Annotated in this window: 18 protein-coding genes, 2 tRNA genes and 1 pseudogene; 19 read left to right on the top strand and 2 right to left on the bottom strand. The window is 74.7% G+C overall.

Going from position 1 to position 20837, the window contains the following annotated elements; translation table 11 throughout:
- Window positions 1-9 precede the first annotated feature (9 nt).
- Complete coding sequence (locus ACFWMZ_RS18165; protein WP_383182450.1) at window positions 10-1143, top strand: hypothetical protein; 1134 nt, start codon at window positions 10-12, stop codon at window positions 1141-1143.
- A gap of 141 nt (window positions 1144-1284) precedes the next feature.
- On the opposite strand, the gene ACFWMZ_RS18160 is transcribed toward ACFWMZ_RS18165, so the two are convergent.
- Window positions 1285-2400 (bottom strand): M48 family metallopeptidase, encoded by a 1116-nt coding sequence (locus tag ACFWMZ_RS18160; protein WP_383182453.1) that lies wholly within the window; start codon window positions 2398-2400, stop codon window positions 1285-1287.
- A 208-nt stretch (window positions 2401-2608) separates the two neighbouring features.
- Between ACFWMZ_RS18160 and ACFWMZ_RS18155 the strand changes: the two genes are divergently transcribed.
- The 9 genes from ACFWMZ_RS18155 to ACFWMZ_RS18115 all read left to right on the top strand — a co-directional run bounded on the left by ACFWMZ_RS18155 (window position 2609) and on the right by ACFWMZ_RS18115 (window position 7603).
- A complete protein-coding gene (locus ACFWMZ_RS18155; protein ID WP_383182455.1) occupies window positions 2609-2758 on the top strand; it encodes a hypothetical protein in 150 nt (49 codons plus the stop codon).
- Window positions 2759-2888: 130 nt separating this feature from the next.
- Window positions 2889-3050: a hypothetical protein gene (locus ACFWMZ_RS18150; RefSeq protein ID WP_383182457.1), complete on the top strand. Its 162-nt coding sequence runs from the start codon at window positions 2889-2891 to the stop codon at window positions 3048-3050.
- A 99-nt stretch (window positions 3051-3149) separates the two neighbouring features.
- Window positions 3150-3800, top strand: coding sequence for a nicotinate-nucleotide adenylyltransferase (gene nadD, locus ACFWMZ_RS18145; protein ID WP_383182459.1), 651 nt, complete (start codon window positions 3150-3152; stop codon window positions 3798-3800).
- A 16-nt stretch (window positions 3801-3816) separates the two neighbouring features.
- A complete protein-coding gene (locus ACFWMZ_RS18140) occupies window positions 3817-5565 on the top strand; it encodes a LytR C-terminal domain-containing protein (protein ID WP_383202606.1) in 1749 nt (582 codons plus the stop codon).
- Between the two features lie 137 nt (window positions 5566-5702).
- A complete protein-coding gene (gene rsfS / locus ACFWMZ_RS18135; RefSeq protein WP_383182463.1) occupies window positions 5703-6134 on the top strand; it encodes a ribosome silencing factor in 432 nt (143 codons plus the stop codon).
- Window positions 6131-6778 carry a histidine phosphatase family protein gene (locus ACFWMZ_RS18130; protein WP_383182465.1) on the top strand — a complete coding sequence of 216 codons (648 nt, stop codon included), beginning with the start codon at window positions 6131-6133 and terminating at the stop codon, window positions 6776-6778. The genes rsfS and ACFWMZ_RS18130 overlap by 4 nt, the downstream gene beginning before the upstream one ends.
- A gap of 150 nt (window positions 6779-6928) precedes the next feature.
- Window positions 6929-7001 (top strand) — tRNA-Ala (locus ACFWMZ_RS18125).
- 236 nt (window positions 7002-7237) lie between these two features.
- Window positions 7238-7366, top strand: coding sequence for a hypothetical protein (locus ACFWMZ_RS18120; RefSeq protein WP_383182467.1), 129 nt, complete (start codon window positions 7238-7240; stop codon window positions 7364-7366).
- Window positions 7367-7369: 3 nt separating this feature from the next.
- On the top strand, window positions 7370-7603 hold the full coding sequence (locus ACFWMZ_RS18115) for a hypothetical protein (RefSeq protein WP_383182469.1): 234 nt from the start codon (window positions 7370-7372) through the stop codon (window positions 7601-7603).
- Here ACFWMZ_RS18115 and ACFWMZ_RS18110 read toward each other — a convergent pair.
- Window positions 7582-8973 (bottom strand): glycosyltransferase 87 family protein, encoded by a 1392-nt coding sequence (locus ACFWMZ_RS18110; RefSeq protein ID WP_383202603.1) that lies wholly within the window; start codon window positions 8971-8973, stop codon window positions 7582-7584. The two genes, ACFWMZ_RS18115 and ACFWMZ_RS18110, sit on opposite strands and share 22 nt — an antisense overlap.
- A 131-nt stretch (window positions 8974-9104) precedes the next feature.
- Here ACFWMZ_RS18110 and ACFWMZ_RS18105 point away from each other — a divergent pair.
- From ACFWMZ_RS18105 to ACFWMZ_RS18065, 9 genes and pseudogenes are all read left to right on the top strand, one after another.
- Window positions 9105-9177: transfer RNA gene (locus ACFWMZ_RS18105), tRNA-Ala, on the top strand.
- 372 nt (window positions 9178-9549) lie between these two features.
- Complete coding sequence (gene leuS / locus ACFWMZ_RS18100) at window positions 9550-12447, top strand: leucine--tRNA ligase (protein WP_383182473.1); 2898 nt, start codon at window positions 9550-9552, stop codon at window positions 12445-12447.
- Window positions 12448-12638: 191 nt separating this feature from the next.
- Complete coding sequence (locus tag ACFWMZ_RS18095; protein WP_383182475.1) at window positions 12639-13382, top strand: hypothetical protein; 744 nt, start codon at window positions 12639-12641, stop codon at window positions 13380-13382.
- A gap of 152 nt (window positions 13383-13534) precedes the next feature.
- Entirely contained in the window at window positions 13535-14383 is an 849-nt protein-coding gene (locus tag ACFWMZ_RS18090; protein WP_383202600.1) for a DegV family protein, read from the top strand.
- Between the two features lie 778 nt (window positions 14384-15161).
- Window positions 15162-15803 (top strand): helix-hairpin-helix domain-containing protein, encoded by a 642-nt coding sequence (locus tag ACFWMZ_RS18085; RefSeq protein WP_383202597.1) that lies wholly within the window; start codon window positions 15162-15164, stop codon window positions 15801-15803.
- A 38-nt stretch (window positions 15804-15841) separates the two neighbouring features.
- Window positions 15842-18478, top strand: a pseudogene (locus ACFWMZ_RS18080) (ComEC/Rec2 family competence protein); the annotation flags it as partial.
- 522 nt (window positions 18479-19000) lie between these two features.
- Window positions 19001-19882 carry a YceI family protein gene (locus ACFWMZ_RS18075; RefSeq protein WP_383182481.1) on the top strand — a complete coding sequence of 294 codons (882 nt, stop codon included), beginning with the start codon at window positions 19001-19003 and terminating at the stop codon, window positions 19880-19882.
- 53 nt (window positions 19883-19935) lie between these two features.
- Window positions 19936-20214, top strand: a complete 279-nt coding sequence (locus ACFWMZ_RS18070) for a hypothetical protein (protein ID WP_383182483.1) — start codon at window positions 19936-19938, stop codon at window positions 20212-20214.
- 166 nt (window positions 20215-20380) lie between these two features.
- Window positions 20381-20746, top strand: a complete 366-nt coding sequence (locus tag ACFWMZ_RS18065) for a hypothetical protein (RefSeq protein ID WP_383182485.1) — start codon at window positions 20381-20383, stop codon at window positions 20744-20746.
- The last annotated feature ends 91 nt before the right edge of the window (window positions 20747-20837 follow it).

Raw genomic sequence — 20837 nt, 5'->3', positions numbered from 1 at the left:
CCTGAAGATATGAACAGGCCGGGGCAGCCGCCCGACGGACCCCCCGACAATCCGGGGGACGGCCCGTCCGGCAGCGACGACGACTACGGGCTCGTCTTCGACGACTCCTTCGTCCGCGCCGCCTCGCTCCAGGAGTACTCGGCCAGCGAACGCACCGCGACCGAGCACGCCCCCGCCGTCCGCGACCGGCCGCCGCCCGTCGTCACCTGCCGCACCGGCCCCCGGCTGACCAAGCAGGTGCTGCTCCTCGCCGCCCTGCTCACCGTCGCCTTCCTGTTCGCGGTCTACCTCGGCGTCAGCCCGCCCGGGCAGACCCAGTCCGGGCCACCGCCCCGCCCCGCCCGGATGAGCCTGGTCCCGCTCGCCCCCGCGCAGGCGGTCCGCCCCACCGACCCCGACCGGCCCTTCGACGCCACCCCCGCCGCCCAGTACGCCACCGGCGCCGCCGGGATCAACCTGCCCGGCGCGCACGCCACCCCGCACTTCGACGAGAGCCAGGTCATCACCGCCCTCAGCACCGCCAAGGAGTACCTGGTCCACTCCTCGCTCTCCCCGGAGACCCTCGCCGGGCGGGAGGACCGCGCCATCCGCCTCCTGGTCGACCCCGCCCAGGTCGACCAGTTCGACGCCGCGCTGCGCCGCCCCGCCCCCGACGGACTGCACGCCGCCACCGGCTGGCTGGTCCGGCTCGACCCCGCCCACGCCGTGCTGGCCGCCCCCGACATCCGCGTCCAGGGCGTCCTGGACTACGCCGAGACCGGCCCCGGCACCCTGGAGATCACCACCGATCACACCTTCGTCTACGCGGTCCGGCCCGCCGCCGACCCCGAGGGCGACCCCTCGCTCCTGGTGGTCCGCCGCGCCCTGCGCTTCCGCTTCGACCGCGACACCCTCCGCGGCGGCCAGCTAGAACTCCTCGGCTCCCGCACCCAGGCCGGCCCCCTGCCCTGCGGCGAGGCCGCCGCCGACCACCTGCGCCCCCTGCTCGCCGGCGAGAAGCCCCCCGCGGGCCACCCACCCGCCACCGACCCGTACGCCCGCGAGGGCGGCGGCGCCGTCTGCGGAACCCTCGCCGAGCCGCCCCCGCCGGCAGCGGCGGAGGAGAGGCCCACGCGAAAGCCTCCGGCGGCCCCAGGTCAGTAACACAAGCTCCCTGACAGCCCGGCCGGCGCCCGAGGCCACCGGTGACGGCGCCCAGCCCGTCCCGCACCGCCAGGACCGCCGGGCCGCCCCCGCCCAGGCCCCCTGTCAGCCTGACCGGCGCTTGAGGTCACCGCGCCGGGGTCAGCCCCGGTCGCCGCCCTCGGCCGAGCCGTCCTTACCGAAACCCCCGTCCGAACCGGGCCCCCCGTTCGGACGGGCCCCGCCCGTGAAGCGGTCCCGAAGCTTCCCCCCGAGGTCCCCCGCCCCGCCCGCCAGATCGGTCACCAGCTTCATCAGCGGATCCTTGCTGGTGCGGACCTCCTCCGCGTAGCCGGAGGCCGACTGCCGGAAGGAGTCGGTGACCGAGGTCCCCTTGTCCTCGTCCCGACGCGGATAGTGCCCGTCCATCAGCCGCTGATAGTCCCGGCTCTCCGACCACCGCTTCAGCTCGGCGGCCCGCACCGTCGTGAACGGGTGGGTGCGCGGCAGCACGTTGAGGATCTTCAGCACCGAGTCGCGCAGGTCGCCCCCGGCCTCGTACTCCTCGGCCTGGGCGAGGAACGCGTCGGTGTTCATCTCGTGCAGGTGGTTGCCGCCCGCCATCTTCATCAGGCCGCGCATCGAGGCCGAGAGGTCCTGTCCGACCAGCAGCCCGGCCCGGTCCGCGGACAGCTCCGACTTGCGGAACCACTCGCGCAGCGCCGTCACGATCGCCATGATCGCGACGTTCCCCAACGGAATCCAGGCGACCTTCACGGCCAGGCTGGTCAGGAAGAGCAGCACCGTGCGGTAGACGGAGTGGCCGGAGAGGGCGTGCCCCACCTCGTGGCCGACGACCGCCCGCATCTCCTCCTCGTCCAGCAGCTCCACCAACCCCGTGGTGACCACGATGATCGGCTCGTCCAGGCCGACGCACATGGCGTTGGGGACCGGGTTCTGCGTGACGTACATCGGCGGGACCTTCTCCAGGTCCAGGATGTAGCAGGCGTCCACCAGCATCGTGTGCAGGTGGGCGAACTGCGCCTCGGAGACCCGCACCGAGTCCGAGAGGAAGAGCAGCCTGAGGCTCCTCTCGGGCAGCAGCCCGCTGAGGGCCTTGAAGACCGTGTCGAACCCGCTGAGCTTCCGCAGCGCCACCAGCGCCGAGCGGTCCGCCGGATGCTCGTACGCCCGCGAGGAGATCCCGGGGAAGCGGCGCCTGCTGCGTGCCGGCTGCTTCTCGGTTCCGTACGTGCCGTCCCTGCCCTGGTCGGTCATCCGACTCCTCCGCCTCGCCTCGTACCGGCCGTCCCCCGGGGACGGTGCGCGCTGGCCGCGACGGGGCCAGCCTACGGCCGCCCCCCCCCGAACAGGACCGCCTGCCGGGCGCGTTGGTTGCGTGGCCGAGGGCGCGGGCGGGGCGCTCGGGACGGCCGGGGCCAGCGGGCCTACAGTGGAACGGCACCGTACGCAAGGAGCCTTCGCCATGGACCACGCCGCCCACCTCGCCCTGCTGCTCGCCGCGGACGAGGCCCCCGCCAACGGCATCCCCTTCCGGGTGTTCATCGTCGTCTCGGTCGTCGGCGCCGTCCTCCTCGCCTGGTTCCTGCTGCGCGGCTACCGCGACAACGGCTGACCGTCCCCTCCTCGCCACCGCGCCCCCCGGTACCCGAACACCCGAGTCGGCGTGGGCCTGCCGCACGCCCCCGCATACGATGGTGGCGAGATCACCCGCCCGCCCCACCACCGGATAGGTCCTGCCGACGATGAGCCTCCACAGCACCGCTGCCCAGCTGGTCACCCTCGCCTCCGAGGGCGGCGAGGGCGGCGGCCACGAAAGCCTCAACCCGTACCTCACCGGCGGCGGTGCGCTCGTCGCGCTGCTGGTGCTGCTCTGGATCACCACGCGCTTCAACCGCGACCGCTGAGTCCCCGCGACGCCGCCGCACGTCGGTGACCAGTCCGCAGGGGGGCGCCTCCCAGGGGGTGTCCGGAGCGGGTCCGCCGGGCCAGTAGGCTCTGCTCGCATGGGAGAGCAGGACATGCCTACGGGCCCGGCCGCACCGGCCGCCGGAGCGGCACCCGAGCGGCCCCGCAGGCGCCTCGGCGTCATGGGCGGCACGTTCGACCCGATCCACCACGGCCACCTCGTCGCCGCCAGTGAGGTCGCCGCGCAGTTCCACCTCGACGAGGTGGTCTTCGTCCCGACCGGTGAGCCGTGGCAGAAGAGCCACAAAGAGGTCACACCGGCCGAGGACCGCTATCTGATGACGGTCATCGCGACCGCCGAGAACCCGCAGTTCTCCGTCAGCCGCATCGACATCGACCGCGGCGGGCCCACCTACACCACGGACACCCTGCGCGATCTCGCCGTGCTCAACGCCGAGACGGACCTGTTCTTCATCACCGGCGCCGACGCGCTCGGACAGATCCTCACCTGGCGCCACACGGACGAGCTGTTCTCCCTCGCCCACTTCATCGGCGTCACCAGGCCCGGCCACACCCTGGCCGACCCGGGTCTGCCCGAAGGCCGGGTCTCCCTGGTCGAGGTCCCGGCGCTGGCCATCTCCTCCACGGACTGCCGCACCCGGGTCGCCGAGGGAAACCCCGTCTGGTACCTCGTGCCCGACGGCGTGGTGCGTTACATCGACAAGCGCGAGCTGTACCGCGGCGACTGAGCCGAGAGGGGCACCGGTGAACGACCGACGACACGCGTCCGACCCGTACGGCGGGGAGCACGCGTCCGAGCAGTACGGCCCCGTGAGCTACGACGAGTACGGCCGACCGATCCCGCAGCAGCCCCCGCAGGGCTACGACCCGTACGCCGGGCAGCAGCAGGGCTACGGCTACGACCCGTACGGCCAGGGCGGTCCCGGTACGGGGCAGCAGCCGCCGGTCCCGGCCGACCCGTACGCGGGACAGCAGCAGGGGTACGGGTACGAGCAGGGCTACGACCCGTACGGCCAGGGCGGGCCGGGCACGGGGCAGCAGCCGCCGGTCCCGGCCGACCCGTACGCCGGGCAGCAGCAGGGGTACGGCTACGAGCAGGGGTACGACCCGTACGTCCAGCAGGCGCCCGTCGAGGAGCAGCCGCGGGTGCCCCGGCAGCAGACGGGGCAGGACGAGGGCGGGTACGGGGAGCCCGGCCGCGGTGGCGTGGAGGGCGAGGGCGCGCCCGACTACAGGACCGAGCAGTTCTCGTTCATCGAGGAGCCGGACGAGGAGTCCGAGGACGTCATCGACTGGCTCGCCTTCACGGAGAGCCGCACCGAGCGCCGCGAGGAGGCCAAGCGGCGCGGCCGGAGCAGGCTGATCGCGCTGGTCGTCGTCATCGCCCTCGTGCTGGCCGGCGGCGTCGGCTACCTCTGGTACGCCGGGAAGCTGCCCGGCGCCTCCTCCTCGGAGGGCGCGGGCGGGGCGGCGGACACGGCCGGGCCGCAGAAGCGCGACGTGGTCATGGTCCACCTGCACGACACCCGGACCGAGGCCACCTCCACCGTGCTGCTCGTCGACAACACCACCAGCAAGCGCGGCACCACCGTGCTGCTCCCCAACTCCCTCGCCCTGACCGGCGAGGACGGCAGCCCCACCACGCTGGCGAAGTCCGTGGACGACGACGGCTCCACCGGCACCCGGGAGGCCGTCGACCAGCTCCTGGGCACCAGCGTCGAGGGCACCTGGCGGCTCGACACCCCCTACCTCAACAACCTGGTCGAACTGGTCGGCAACATCGAGCTGAACGCCGACGCCACCGTCCCCGCCGCCAAGAAGGGCGAGTCGCCCCTCGTCACCAAGGGCGCCGACCGCACCCTCGGCGGCCCGGCCGCCGTCGCCTACGCCACCCACCGGGCCGAGGGCGAACCGCAGACCGCCCAGCTCCAGCGGTTCGGCCAGGTCCTCCACGCGGTGCTGCGCAAGCTCTCCTCCGACCCGCAGGCGGCCACGATCACGGTGGAGACCCTCGCCCAGATCCTCGACCCCTCACTGAAGGAGAAGGACCTCGGCGCCTTCCTCGCCCGGATGGCCGACCGCGCCAAGGGCGGCGACCACGCCACCGAACTGCTCCCGGTCGGGCAGGACGGGCGGCCGGCCCAGGAGGCCACCGACAAGATCGTCAAGCAGATCCTCGGCGGCTCGGTGGGCGGCGGCGCCCAGGGCGACGCGGCCCGCGTCGGCGTCCAGGACGCCACCGGCGCCCAGGGCCGTGCCGAACGGGCCCGGGCCGCGCTGGTCAACGGCGGCTACGCCTACGTCGGGCGGGGCAGCGGCGACACCGCGCGGGCCGCCTCCTCGGTGACGTACGAGAAGGACGGCGACAAGGCGGAGGCCGTCGAGGTGGCCCGCACCCTCGGTCTGCCGGACAGCGCCGTCGGCCAGGGCAGCACGCCGGGGAACGTCGACGTCTCGGTGGTGCTCGGCGGGGACTACCGGCCGGGCGAGTAGCGGCGGGTCCGGGCCGGTGGGCGCTTGCGGGCGCCTCACCGGCCCGGCCGAAACTCCCGGCGGTCGCGGGTGCGGTCCGTGAGACCCTGGGGTCAGCCCCCACCGGGGGTTCTCGACCGCCTACCGAAAGCCCCGCAGTGACCGCGACCGACCGTTCCACCGAGCTGATCACCGCCGCCGCCCAGGCGGCCGCCGACAAGCTCGCCCACGACATCATCGCCTACGACGTGAGCGATGTGCTGTCGATCACCGACGCCTTCCTTCTCGCGTCGGCTCCCAACGACCGCCAGGTCAAGTCCATCGTGGACGAGATCGAGGAGCGGCTGAACAAGCAGCTCGGCGCCAAGCCCGTCCGCCGCGAGGGCGACCGCGACGCGCGCTGGATCCTCCTCGACTACGTCGACATCGTCGTCCACGTCCAGCACAGCGAGGAGCGCGTCTTCTACGCGCTGGAGCGCCTGTGGAAGGACTGCCCCGAGATCGAGCTGCCCGCCGACGCCCAGGCCACCCGCGGCAAGGGCGAGGCCCACGCGCAGGAGCAGGCCGACGAGGCCGGTGAGGCGATGTGAACAGCCCGCGGAAGGGCCGTCGCCTCATCCTGTGGCGGCACGGCCAGACCTCGTGGAACCTCGAACGCCGGTTCCAGGGCACCACGGACATCGACCTGACCGAGGCGGGCCTCGGCCAGGCCCGGCGGGCCGCGCGGCTGCTCGCCTCGCTCCAGCCGGACGCGATCATCGCCTCCGACCTGCGGCGGGCGCGGGACACCGCGGCCGAGCTCTCCGTCCTCACCGGCCTCGACGTCGTCCACGACCCGGCGCTGCGCGAGACGTACGCGGGGGACTGGCAGGGGCTGACCCACGAGGAGATCATCGCCGTCCACGGCGAGCAGTACGCGGCGTGGAAGCGCGGCGAGCCGGTCCGGCGCGGCGGCGGCGAGCTGGAGACCGAGGTCGCCGACCGGGCCGCGCCGGTCGTCCTCGCGCACGCCGAGAAGCTGCCGGAGAACGGCACCCTGGTCGTCGCCTCGCACGGCGGCACCATCCGCACCACCATCGGGCGCCTGCTCGGCCTCGACTCCCGCCACTGGGAGAGCCTCGGCGGCCTCAGCAACTGCTGCTGGTCGATCGTGGGCGAGGGGGCGCGCGGCTGGCGGCTCCTGGAGCACAACGCCGGCACGCTGCCGGAGCCGGTCCTCGGCGACGACGACTGACGCCGGGCCGGGCCCCGGCCCGGCGCGCGGACGCCCCTGCGGGGGCGCCTTCCCCCGCAGGTCAGGGGCGCCGGGCCCCGGATTTCACTTTCTGGCTGGTCACGGGCTAGAGTTCTTCTTGTTCGCACCGCGGGAGCGGGAAGAACACCAGGGGCTATAGCTCAGTTGGTAGAGCGCCTGCATGGCATGCAGGAGGTCAGGAGTTCAATTCTCCTTAGCTCCACACTCCGGAAGATCCCATCCCTCACCTCGGGGGATGGGATCTTTCGTCTGTCCGTCCACCGGTCCGGACCCGCGAGACGCGCCGGGCCGTCGCCCGGGCACCCCTACGCGGAGGTAACCGCTGGCCACCGGGGGCGCGGAGACCTTTCCGGTACCTGCGCGCCGCTGACCGGTGGGCTTCTCCGTGGCAGAATCGGACGGCCGGAAGGGGGACGCGGCCCGACGGGAGGGAGAGCGATGCCTGCGCGCATCGTCGAGGAGGCAGACCACCTGCTCGGCCAGGTGCCGGACGAGCTCACGGGGACCCGCGCGGTCCCCGCGGCCCCGCGCGAGGCACGTACCGTCCGTACGAACGACGGGGGCTGAGCGATGGGTGCGCACAGGAGGAAGTGCGACTGGTGCGGCGGTGGCACGCCCATCGTCCGCGACATGGAGCCGGTCAATACGCGCTACCAGTACTGGTGCGAGGAGTGCGCCAGGGCGCTGATCATAAAAGGCGACCCGATCGAGATCTACCGCGAGCTGGAGGGCGAGCCGATCTACGGACGGCTCCTCGACGAGCACTGCACCCTCAAGCGGTTCTACTCCTTCGCCACGGCCTGACGCCCGGACCGGCCCGCCTCGCCCGCGGCCTGCCGCCCGGCGCCCTCCGCCCCCGCCGCCGCCTCGCTCCGGTCCCGCGGCACGTGCTGGGCGGGCAGCGCCACGTCGGCCCGGTCCGCCCCGGCCGGCCGCCGGACCGCCCGCAGCGTCAGCGCCAGGAAGCCGAGAGCCGCCAGCGGATAGAGCGCCGACAGGGCGAACTCGGCCGGACCTTGGTGGAGTTCGGGCCGCTCCACGCCGTGCGGCACCCACCACAGGCTGTACGTGAAGAAGGCGGCGGTCAGCGCGGCGGCGCCCGCCCGGTGCCACCGACCGCCCACCCGTACCGCCTCCGACAGGGCCAGCACCGCCATCGGCACGCACCACACCCAGTGGTGCGACCAGGAGACCGGGCTGACCAGCAGCGCCGTCACCCCGCACGCGGTCGCAGCCCAGGCGGCCCGGCCGCGCAGCGCCGCCGCCACCGCCACCGCGAGCCCCGCCGCGCCGACCAGCAGCGCCGCCGCCAGCCACCACAGGCCCGGATCGGCGGTGTGCAGCAGGCGGCCGAGCAGCCCGCGCAGGGACTGGTTGGCGGTCTGCTCGGGGTGGCCCGCGCGTTCCGCCTCCAGGAAGGTGCCCGACCAGAACCGCCACGAGTCGCGCGGCAGGACGGCCGCGGCCGCCGCGGTGGCCCCCAGGAACCAGAGCACCGTGTTCCGCGCCAGGGCCAGCCACGGCCGGGCCGCACCCCCGCGCACCGCCGCCACCACGCCGGTGAGCAGCAGGAAGGCGATGAACAGCCCCGGCGTCAGCTTCACCGCCGCGGCGAGCCCGATCCCCGCCCCCGCCCACCGGCGCCCGCGCGCGGGCCCGCCGCCGGGCAGGTACCGCATGTCCCACAGCACCAGGACGGTGATCAGCAGGTTGATCTGCCCGTACCGCAGCGTCGTCCAGACCGGCTCCGACCAGACCGCGAGCGCGGCCAGTGCCGGGCCGCCGAGCCAGGTCAGGCCGCGGGGCAGGGGGCGCCCGCCGGACCGGTCGGTGACCAGGCGGAGCGTCAGCAGGGCGAGCGCCGCCAGCAGCAGGAGGTTGCCCGCGGTGGCGAGGGTGCGCATGAGACCGGTGCCGAGCAGCGGGAGCGGCGTGAACAGCAGCGCCGCGAACGGCGGATAGGTGGCCGGCAGGTCGTTCTCGGTGGCCCGCAGCGCGTACAGGTCGGCGCCGTCCAGGACCGCCCGGCCCTCCGCGCGGTAGACCATCAGGTCCACCATCGTGACCCCGGCCAGGCGCTGCGCCACCCAGAACGCGGCGAAGGAGACGAGGCAGAGCGCGGTGGCCCGGACCGGGAAGGTACGCCGGAGGCGGGAGAGCGGGACGGCAGTCACGCTCGGCGAGGCTACCCGTCGGGGCCCTCCCAGGAGAGAGGGCGGGCGCTGCCCGCAATGGATTTGGTGGAAACCCGGGGAGCCCGCTAATGTTGTCGACGTCGCCGGGGGAACCGGAAGGACAGCAGCAAGGGGCTATAGCTCAGTTGGTAGAGCGCCTGCATGGCATGCAGGAGGTCAGGAGTTCAATTCTCCTTAGCTCCACAGGAGAGAGATCCGGAAGCGGACTCTCATCCGCAGAAGACAGAGCGGGCCACCCGGACAGGGTGGCCCGCTTCTTCGTGTGCCACGCTCCCGGTCCCCTCCCGCCCCCGGCCTCACAAGCCGTGCGGGCCCGGTGACCGCTGCGGTACCCTGACGCCATGCGTGCTGTACGCCTTCTGCTTACCGAGCCGCGCTGATCAAGAGCCGGACCCCGGACGACGGGGCCGGAACCAGCGCGGCCACCCCCTCCTGTGCGAGGGGTTTTTTCATTGGGCGGCGGCTCCGGTTCCGGGGCAGGGCCGCCGGGCGGAGCCTCGGGGGGCCCGCCCCGCCGGACGCGTGAGCAGAGACGACCGATGGAGCTTGAGGATCATGAGCGAGACGAATTCCGCCGCGTCCCCCGCGGAGGGCGCCACCGCGCCGCACCGCTACACGGCGGCGATGGCCGCCGAGATCGAGGCACGCTGGCAGGACTTCTGGGACGCCGAGGGGACCTACGAGGCACCCAACCCCACCGGTGACCTGGCCGGGGACCCGGAGCTGGCCGCCCGCCCCAAGAAGTTCATCATGGACATGTTCCCGTATCCCTCCGGTGCGGGCCTGCACGTCGGCCACCCGCTGGGCTACATCGCGACCGACGTCCACGCCCGCTTCCAGCGGATGACCGGCCACAACGTCCTGCACACCCTCGGCTTCGACGCCTTCGGCCTGCCCGCCGAGCAGTACGCCGTGCAGACCGGCACGCACCCGCGCATCTCCACCGAGGCCAACATGGCCAACATGCGCGACCAGCTGCGCCGCCTGGGCCTGGGCCACGACAAGCGCCGCTCGTTCGCCACGATCGACCCCGAGTACTACAAGTGGACGCAGTGGATCTTCCTGAAGATCTTCAACTCCTGGTACGACGAGGAAGCCGGCCGCGCCCGCCCGATCGAGGAGCTGATCGCCCAGTTCGCCAACGGTGACCGCGTCGCCGTCGAGGGCCGCGACTGGGCCGGCCTGGACGCCCGCGAGCGCGCCGAGATCCTGGGCCAGTACCGGCTGGCCTACGCCTCCGACGCGCCGGTCAACTGGGCGCCGGGCCTGGGCACCGTCCTGGCCAACGAGGAGGTCACCTCCGAGGGCCGCTCCGAGCGCGGCAACTTCCCCGTCTTCAAGGCGAAGCTGCGCCAGTGGAACATGCGCATCACCGCCTACGCCGACCGCCTGCTGGACGACCTGGACGGGCTGGACTGGCCCGAGGCGATCAAGCTCCAGCAGCGGAACTGGATCGGCCGCTCGGAGGGCGCCCGTGTCGACTTCCCCTTCGACGGGGAGCACACCGGCAAGGCCGTCACCGTCTTCACCACCCGCCAGGACACCCTGTTCGGCGCCACCTACATGGTGCTGGCGCCCGAGCACGAGCTGATCGACGAGATCGTCCCGGCCGCCTGGCCCGACGGCACCCGCGAGGGGTGGACCGGTGGCCACGCCACCCCCGCCGAGGCCGTGGAGAAGTACCGCGCCTTCGCCGCGGGCAAGTCCGACGTGGAGCGGCAGGCCGACGCCAAGGAGAAGACCGGCGTCTTCACCGGCGCGTACGCGGTCAACCCGGTCAGCGGCGAGCACGTCCCGGTCTTCATCGCCGACTACGTCCTGATGGGGTACGGCACCGGCGCGATCATGGCCGTCCCGGCGCACGACAGCCGCGACTTCGCCTTCGCCCGCGCCTTCGACCTGCCGATCCGCTGCGTGGTCGAGCCCACGGACGGCCGCTCGGCCGACCCGATCACCTGGGACGACGCCTTCAACTCGTACGACGCGACGCTGATGGCCTCCGCCAACGCCGAGGTCAGCCTCGACGGGCTGGACGTCACCACCGCCAAGGCCCGCATCACCGGCTGGCTGCGCGAGCGCGGCATCGGCGAGGGCACCGTCAACTACCGCCTGCGCGACTGGCTGTTCAGCCGCCAGCGGTACTGGGGCGAGCCCTTCCCGATCGTCTACGACGAGGACGGCGTCGCCCACGCGCTGCCCGAGTCGATGCTGCCGCTGGAGCTGCCCGAGGTCGACGACTACAGCCCGCGCACCTTCGACCCGGACGACGCCGACACCCAGCCGGAGACCCCGCTCTCCCGCAACGAGGACTGGGTCAACGTCACCCTGGACCTGGGCGACGGCCCGAAGAAGTACCGCCGCGAGACCAACACCATGCCCAACTGGGCCGGTTCCTGCTGGTACGAGCTGCGCTACCTGGACCCGCACAACGACCGGCGGCTGGTCGACCCGGAGATCGAGAAGTACTGGATGGGTCCCCGCGAGGGGATGCCCGGCGGCGGCGTCGACCTGTACATCGGCGGCGCCGAGCACGCCGTGCTGCACCTGCTGTACGCCCGCTTCTGGTCCAAGGTGCTGTTCGACCTGGGGCACATCTCCTCGTCGGAGCCGTTCCACAAGCTCTTCAACCAGGGCATGATCCAGGCCTACGTCTACCGCGACAGCCGGGGCATCCCCGTCCCGGCCGCCGAGGTCGAGGAGCGCGACGGCACCTTCTGGTACCAGGGCGAGCAGGTCTCCCGGCTGCTGGGCAAGATGGGCAAGTCGCTGAAGAACGCCGTCACCCCGGACGAGATCTGCGCCGAGTACGGCGCCGACACACTGCGGCTGTACGAGATGGCGATGGGCCCGCTGGACGTCTCCCGGCCGTGGGACACCCGCGCCGTGGTCGGCCAGTACCGGCTGCTCCAGCGGCTGTGGCGCAACGTCGTGGACGAGGCGACCGGCGAGGCGTCGGTGGCCGACGTGGACGAGTCCGAGGTCGACGCCGACACGCTGCGCGCGCTCAACAAGGCGGTCGACGGTGTCACGCAGGACATGGCCGGGCTGCGGTTCAACACCGCCATCGCCAAGATCACCGAGCTGAACAACTTCCTGACCAAGGCGGACCGGCCGGTGCCGCGCCCGGTGGCGGAGAAGCTGGTGCTGCTGATCGCGCCGCTCGCCCCGCACATCGCCGAGGAGCTGTGGCGGCGCCTGGGCCACCAGGACTCCGTGGTCCACCGGGACCTGCCGGCCGCCGACCCCGCGTACCTGGTCGACGAGACGGTCACCTGCGTCGTCCAGATCAAGGGCAAGGTCAAGGCCCGCCTGGAGGTCTCCCCGTCGGTCTCCGACGCCGACCTGGAGCAGGCGGCCCTCGCCGACGAGCGGGTCCAGGCCGCGCTGGGCGGCGCGGGTGTCCGCAAGGTCATCGTCCGCGCGCCCAAGCTGGTCAACATCGTGCCCGCCTGACACTCCCGCCGGCCCGGTCCCTCCTCCGGGAGGGCGCCGGGCCGCGGGACCGCCCCTACGGGCAAGGTCGGGGGTCGCTCAGGAACCACTGAGCGGCCCTTTGCGTTTACGGTGGGAGAGGGGCGGCCGGTGCGGACGGCAGGCCGCGCGACCCCGTAGTCCGGCCCGCGCGTCCACTGGAGGACCACCCCATGGAGACGGCCATCACCATCGTGGCGCTGCTCTTCTTCCTGCTGGTCGCCGTCTCGGTGTACGCCAGTGTGAAGGCGGTCAAGGCCGCCAAACGCGGCGTCGACCGCACCATCGACCAGGCCCGCCGCTCCGTCGAGGACACCGCCCTGCGGGCCCGCACCTTCGGCCGGACCGGCCCGGCGGGTGAGGTGGCACAGCTCCGGCTGACCCTGCGCACCTCGATGCGCGCCACCCAGGACGCCCTGGCCGCCCGGCGTTCCGACGACGCCTCCCTGAAGGAGACGGCGGCACTCTTCGACCGGCTCAGCGGCCACGGCCACCAGCTCGACGACGAACTGCGCCGCCTCGAACAGGACCCGGACCGCAACGAGATCGGCCGCCGCCTGCCCGACCTGCGCGGCCGCACCGAGCAGATCACCGAGGCCGCCACCTCGCTGCGCTCCGCCCTGCGGGACCGCGCCCACCACGACACGGAGGACGACCTCGGCGAGCTGGCCGAGCAGATCCGCGTCGAGTCCGGCGCGCTGCGCCACTGGACCTCCGAACCGGCTCCCGTGGCCCACCAGAAGCCGGAGCCCTGGCCCGAGCCGGAGCGCACCGAGGGCGGTACGCCCGTGCAGACGTGGCCGGAACCGCCCGCCTCGCACCCGGCGCCGACGCCCACCGCCATCGACGCCGCCACCCCGCGCACGCCCTACCCGTGGGAGCGGCAGGGGCAGCGGGATGCCGAGCGGGAGCGGTAAGGAGGCTTCCGGTTCGCCGCTGAGCTGGGGGAACGGGAGCCGGGGCGCCGCCCTGCCGGATCCTGTAGGGGTTCCGTGGCCGACGTGGAGATGATCTTGAAGTGGCGGTCCCGGGCTGCCGGGGCGCGCCCGCGGCGGGTAACCTCCAGGCCATGTCCCGCCATGTCGCGATCGTGACCGATTCCACGGCCTACCTGCCCCACCGGGAGTCGGAGCGGCATCAGATCACCTCCGTCCCGCTGACCGTCGTCCTCGGCGACGAAGCGCTGGAGGAGGGTACGGAAGTCTCCGCCCGCGCGCTGGAGCAGGCGATGCGCAAGCGGCTCCCGGTGACCACCTCCCGGCCCGCGCCCGAGCAGTTCGCACGCACCTACGCGGCCCTCGCCGCCGAAGGCGCCGACGAGATCGTCTCGCTCCACCTCTCCGCCGAACTCTCCGGCACCTACGACGCCGCCCTCCTCGCCGCCCGGGACGCGCCCGTCCCGGTGCGGGTGGTCGACACCGGGATGGTCGCCATGGCGCTCGGCTTCTGCGCGCTGGCCGCCGCCGAGGCGACCGCCGTGGGCGGCAGCGCCGACGACGCGGTGGCGGCGGTACGCGAGCGCGCCGCCGGCAGCACCGCCCTCTTCTGCGTCGACACCCTCGAACACCTCCGGCGCGGCGGCCGCATCGGCGCCGCCCAGGCCCTGCTCGGATCGGCGCTCGCGGTCAAGCCGATCCTGGAGCTGGCGGACGGCGTGATCCAGCTGAAGGAGAAGGTGCGGACCTCGGGGAAGGCCCTGGCCCGGCTGGAGGAGCTGGCCGCCGAACGCGCGGCGGCGGCCGGCCCCGTCGACGTGGCCGTCCACCACCTGGCGGCGGAGGAGAAGGCCAGGGCGCTCGCGGAGCGGCTGGCGGAACGTCTCGGCGGGGGTGGCGAGCTGTACGTGAGCGAGGTCGGGGCGGTGCTCGGGGCGCACACCGGGCCGGGGCTGGTGGGGGTTGTGGTTTCTCCTCGGTAGGCCGATGGGGCGGTGGGAACTGCTCGGGCGCGGGCCGGGAGGTGGGCCGGTGTGCCGGACGGGTCGGGTGCGGCCGACCGGGGTCTAGGTGACTCCTGTGGGTGACGGAGTTGTCCACAAACATGGGCTTTTCCCCGGGAATTGAGCAAGATCCACTTCTTTGGGCGGACTTCTCTACGGTCGCCGCATGGTGCTGGGATCTTCGTTCTTCGGGGTGGGTGTTCGGGATGCGCAAGGCAGCGGCGGCGGGCGTGCCGGGGAGGGCGCGGACGCGGTACGGACGCGGGCGGAGGCCCTGCTGGGTGCGGGCGGCGACGCCGGCGAGCCGGTGGGTGGAGCGCCGCCCGCCCGGGAGGCGGAGGCGGCCGGTGTGGAGGCGGGGGCCTGGGACGACGATCGGAGGATCGCCGGGCATCCGTGGTGGCGGACGGAGGGCGGGGCGGGGGAGCGGGGTGCTCGGCGCGTGGTGACGGGGGACGGCGGCCGGGAGGGGCCGGGCTCGGCGGTGGGCCGGGACGGGCACGCGCCGGTCGCGGAGCCGGGGCCCCGGCCGGGAGCGGGCGGGGGCGGTGTCCGTGGCGAGGCGGTGCGTGGGGCGGAGGAGGAGTTGGCCGCCGCGTCCTCGTCCGCCGTGGCGTCCGCGCCGGAGGGGCCCGGTCTGCCGGACGAGCCGGTTGTCGCCGAAGGCGGAGTACGCGCGCGCACGGCCCCGGAGCACCGGTCTTCCGGCAGTGCGGGCTGGGTCCGGGCGCCGGGGTTGCTGCGGGCGCGGTGCGGGATGGAGTGGCGCAGTGTCGCGGCGCTGGTGGTCGTCGCGGTGGTGGCGGTGGTGTGGGCCGCGCAGCACTTCTGGACGGGGCGTCCGGAGCCCGTGCGGGTCCCCGATGCCGTCCCGCAGGCGGCGTCGGTGGCGCCGGAGAGCCCGGGGCCGGTCGCCGGGACCCCGGCGGCGGACCAGCCGTCGCCCTCGCCGAGCGCCGGTCCGCTCGTGGTGGACGTGAGCGGGAAGGTGGCCCGGCCAGGGGTGCATCGGCTGCCCGCCGGTTCCCGGGTGGAGGACGCCTTGGAGGCGGCGGGCGGGGTCCGGCCCGGTACCGACACCTCGGGGCTCAACCGGGCCCGGCTCCTGACCGACGGCGAGCAGGTCGCGGTGGGCGTCGACCCCGCTCCCGACGCGGGGCCGGGGACCGGGGCGGATCCCGGCGCGGCAGGGGCCGTCGGTGCCGGGCAGCCGATCAGTCTCGGGGCGGCCACTGCCGGGCAGTTGGAGACGCTGCCCGGTGTCGGCCCGGTCCTCGCGGGGGCGATCATCGCCTACCGCACCGAGAACGGCGGCTTCCAGTCGGTCGACCAACTCCGCGACGTACGGGGCATCGGGGACCGGCGCTTCGAGGATCTGCGGGAGCTGGTGCGGCCGTGAGGGGCGACGGGGCCGAGCGGCCGGGGGCGTGGGGGCCGGTGGACCGGACGGGGCGGGTCGGTCCGGGCGGCCGGGGCGAGACGGTCGGGCGGGGGCAGGCGGCCGGTCGGGGCGAGCCGGTCGGGCGGCGTGCTGACTCGGCGGGGGCCGCCGACGGAGCCGACGGAGAGGGCAAGGGAGAGCGGGGGCCGGTGGATCTGCGGCTGGCGGTGCCCGCCCTGGCCGCGTGGGGCGCCGCCGCGCTGCTGGTCGGGGTGGAGCCGGAGTGGGCCTGGGCCGGAGTCGCGGTGGCGCTGTCGGCGGCGGGGTGGGTACTGCTCGGGGCGCGGGGACGTCGCGGAGTCCGCGAGCGGGGCCGGGGGCGGCGGCTCGGGCGGGGGCCGGTGAAGAGTCACGGCGCCGAGGGCGCGCCTTCCGACTTCGCCTCCGAGGCGTCGGGGCCGCGGCGGACCAGGCTCTGCGTCGCGGCGGCCCTCCTCTGCGCCGCGGCCGGTGCGGCGTCGGCGGTGCTGCACGGGGCCGACCTCCACCGGGGGCCCGTACCGGAGTGGGCCGAGCGGCATGCCCGGGTGACCGCCGAGGTGGAGGTGACGGGGGACGCGCGCCCCGTACGGCAGCCCGGCGGCACCGCCGGGGACGAGTCGGGGCGGCCGCCCTCCCTGCTGGTCGACGGCCGGATCGTCGAAGTCACCGCCGAGGGCGCCGGGCAGGCCGGGACGGTCCGGGCCCGGACGCCGGTGCTGCTGATCGTGACCGTCCCCGACCAGGCGGACGGTGACCGATGGCGCGCGGTGCTGCCGACGACGCGGCTGCGGCTCACCGGACGGCTCGCCCCGGCCCCCGACCGTGGCGGGCCCCATGCCGCCATCCTCAGGCCTACGCGCGCGGGCCCGCCCGAGGTGACCGGCGGCCCCAGCCGCCTCCAGCGGGTCGCCGGGAAGCTGCGCGCCGGTCTGCGCACGGCCTCCGACGGGCTGGAGCCGGACGCCAGGGCGCTGCTGCCCGCCCTGGTCGTCGGCGACACCGGACGTCTCCCGGACGACCTGCGGGAGGCGTTCCGGGCCACCGACCTCACCCACCTCATGGCGGTCAGCGGCTCCAACCTCACCATCGTGCTCGCCCTGCTCATCGGCCCGCCCGGCCGTGCCCACCGGGCCGAACGCGGCGGGCTGGCCCCGCTGGTGGGTCTCGGACTGCGCACCACGGCGGTCGCGGGCGGAGCGCTGACGCTCGCCTTCGTCATCGTCTGCCGACCGGAACCGAGCGTGGTGCGGGCCGCCGCCTGCGGCGCCGTCACCCTGCTGGCCGTGGCCACCGGCCGTCGCCGCAGCCTGGTCCCCGCGCTCGCCGCGGCGGTGCTGCTGCTCGTCCTCTGGGACCCCTGGCTGGCGCGCGGATACGGCTTCCTGCTGTCGGTCCTGGCCACCGGGGCGCTGCTGCTGCTCGCGCCGCGCTGGAGCGAGGCACTCCGCGAGCGGCGGGTGCCGCCCCGGATCGCCGAGGCGCTGGCGGCGGCCGCGGCGGCACAGGCGGTGTGCGCGCCGGTCGTCGCGGTGCTGTCGGCGCGTGTCGGGCTGGTCGCGGTGCCCTGCAACCTCCTCGCCGAGTTCGCGGTGGCCCCGGCCACGGTTCTCGGCTTCGCCGCCCTGGCGCTGGCTCCCCTGCTGCCCGGCACGGCCGAACTGGTGGCCCGGGCCGCGGGCTGGCCCACGGGGTGGATCGCCGAGGTGGCGCGTACGGGGGCGGCGCTGCCGGGAGCCGGGTTCGGCTGGCCGGGCGGCTGGGGAGGCGGGCTGCTGCTGGCCGCCCTCACCGTGCTCGTGGTCCTGGTGGCCGGGCGGCTGCTGCGGGGGCGGCGATGGCCGGCGGTGGCCGGGGTGGTGCTGCTGGTGCTGTTCGTGGTGCAGCCGCCCGCCGTGACCCGCGTCGTCACCGGGTGGCCGCCGCCGGGGTGGCGGATGGTCCTCTGCGACGTGGGGCAGGGCGACGCCCTGGTCCTGGCGGCGGGCCCGGGCGCGGCCGTGGTGGTCGACACCGGCCCCGACCCGCTGGCGGTCGACCGGTGCCTGCGGGTGCTCGGGGTCAGCCGCGTCCCGCTGGTGGTGCTGACCCACTTTCACGCCGACCACGCCGGCGGCCTCGCCGGAGTTCTGCGCGGCCGCTCGGTCGGCCTGGTCGAGACCACCGCCCTGGCCGATCCGCCCGCCCAGGCCGCCCTCGTCCACCGCACCGCCGCCCGGGCCGGGGTCCCCGTGCGGATCGCTGCGGCCGGAGAGGCCAGGCGGGCCGACGGCGGGCTGAGCTGGGAGGTGCTCTGGCCGCCCGCCCGGCCCGCCCGGCCGCCGGACGGCGCCAACGACGCGAGCCTCACCCTCCTGGTCCGCACCGCCGGGCTCACCCTGCTGCTCCTCGGGGACCTCGAACCACCGGCCCAGCGGGCACTGGCCCGTACCGGCCGGGTTCCGGCGGGCGTCGACGTGCTCAAGGTCGCGCACCACGGTTCCGCCCACCAGGACCCCGGGCTCCTCGCGGCCGCCGCGCCCCGTCTCGCCGTGGTCTCGGTCGGCGCGGACAACGGCTACGGCCACCCGGCGCCGAGCACTCTCGCCGCCTTCCGTGACCGGGGCGTCCCCGTTCACCGGACCGACCGGCAGGGCGACATCGCGGTGCTGGGCGGCGACAGCGGCGAGGCCGGCCAGCCAGGCACTCGCGTCACCGGCGACGTACCGCCCCCGCGGGTCGCCACCCGCGCCGGGAACGCCGCCGAAGCCAGGGCGGGAAGCGGAGGCGAGGCGTCCACCGAGACGTGGGCCGAGGCGGGGCGGGGCGGATCACCCTCAGCGGCCGCACTCTCAAGGCGACCGGCGCCGGCGTGGGCGAGGCGCGCCCGCAGACGCCACCCGCACCCGCGAACTGGGCTCCGACACCGACGCGCTGGGGGCGTACCGAACCCTGTTCGGCATGGACTTCGTCACCGTCCCGGAGGCCGCCCCGGCGCCGGGGCGGGGCGGGCTGGCGTACGGCTGGTGGTCCGCGCGGTCCGTGCCGAGAAGTGGCCTGGAGGTAGCGGAAGTTGGTCGGGCGGGAGGGTTGAGGGTGATTCGGACAGTGCGGGGTGAGTTGTGTCGAAAGTGCGGGCGGTGATCGAATGGGTGCCCTAAACGGCAGTTGTTCCGCGGTGTTGGAGGGTGGTCCCCATGTTCGGCTTCGGTGCGAAGCGGCGGGCTCGGCAGGCGGCGGGGCCGCTCTCCACCGTCGGGGTCCCGCCCACGGCCGGGGTGCTCAGCGGGCGGATCGTCGACGCCGAGCAGCGCGACGAGCCGGTGCGGCACGCCGAGTTCACCCTCACCGACTCGCTGGGGCGGACCGTGATCGAGGGTGGGCTCGACCCGTACGGCTCGTTCGTGGCGACCGTCCCGGCGGGGGAGTACCGGTTCGCGGTCTCCGCCGACGGGCGCCGCCCCTTCCGGTCCTCGGTCGCGGTGGACGAGGGCGGTCACACGGCACTCGGCGACCTTGCGCTGGACAGCGTCCCGCCGCCGATGCTGCCCGCGCCCGGCGACTGGGACGTGGAGCCGGCGCACTCCTCGATCGCGTTCACCGCCCGGCACATCGGCCTGGCGCGGGTCCACGGCCGGTTCAACGTCTTCGCGGGCGCGGTGCGGATAGCCGAGCGGATGGAGGAGTCGGCGCTGCACGTCGTCATCGACGCGGCCTCGATCGACACCAACGTCCCCGCCCGCGACAAGCACCTGCGCTCGCCCGACTTCCTCGACGCGGCGCGCTTCCCGACGCTGGAGTTCTACGGCGACCGGTTCGCGCACCGGGGCGGCAACCACTGGTCCGTCACCGGCGCCCTCTCCCTGCACGGGGTGACCCGCACCGTCACGCTGGAGACCGAGTACCTCGGACTCGGCCACGGCATGGAGGGCGAGACCCGCGCCGCCTGCCGGGCCGTCACCGAACTCCACCGCGACGACTTCACCGTCAGCTGGCAGACCATGCTGGCCAAGGGCATCGCGGTCGTCGGCCCCAGCATCACCGTCGAGCTGGACATCCAGATCGTGCCCAAGGGATAGCCGAAGGGGCGGCCGGTCTCCGCCCCCGCCCGGCCGCCGGTGAGAATGGTCCGGTGAGCCAAGAGAACGACCCCGCCGTCCCCGCCGACGAGGAGCCCCGCCACGTCCTGGTCCTCCCGGACCGCGACGCGGCCGAGGAGGCCGCCACCGAACTGGCCGACCGCTACGGCCTCCCCGAGGAACCCCAGCTCGTCCGCGACGCCCTGGCCGGTGAGGACGACGCCGAGGACGCCCAGTGGCTGGTGGTCCTGACCGCCGCCGCGGGCGACCTCGACGCGGCGGAGCTGGACGCGTTCGCCGCCGAGTGGGAGGGCTGGCGCGAGGAGCCGTAGGCCGCCGGGCCGCGCCGAGCACTCGGCCCTCGCGCGAGCCCTGGGGCGGCGCCTCCTGGCGGCGTACGCGGACCGTATCCGCGCGGCGCTCGGGGACTCCGTCGGCGCAGAGCGGATGGCGGGGCTTCTCGACGGTCTGGGGGCGGGGCTGTCCGACCCTGCCGTGATGGCGGCGCAGCCCGCGCGGGACGTCTCCCCCGAAGCGCACCGGCACGCCTTCACCACCTGGTACGCCTCGGCGCCGGGGCTGGCCCCCGTCGCCAGGCTCCTGTACGAGCAGCTGCGCTCCCCGGACCACTGGGCGCCGTCCGCCGACACCGAGGCGGTACTGGCGCGGCCGACCGGCGCGGGGGTCCCGCTCGGTGTCGTGCGCGACGTCGGCTGGGACCTGCGCGCCACCTTCGCCCGGCACGGCCTCGGCCACCACTTCGGCCCCTGGGTGCACTCCCACGAGCACCGTCGGAGAAACCCGGCCCGCGCCTCTTCCGCCTCGCCTGCCGCGAACTCGGGGCGGACCCGGCGGAGCCCCTGAGGGCCGGCGACCACCCGGCCAAGACCGGCGGGGCGGCGGGGACGGGCCTGCGGGCGTACGTCCTGCCGGCGGGGGCGGATCCGGCGGCCCG

This window comes from Streptomyces sp. NPDC058373, from assembly GCF_042723275.1.
Lineage (GTDB): Bacteria > Actinomycetota > Actinomycetes > Streptomycetales > Streptomycetaceae > Streptomyces.
This window is presented reverse-complemented; position numbering and strand designations above follow the sequence as displayed.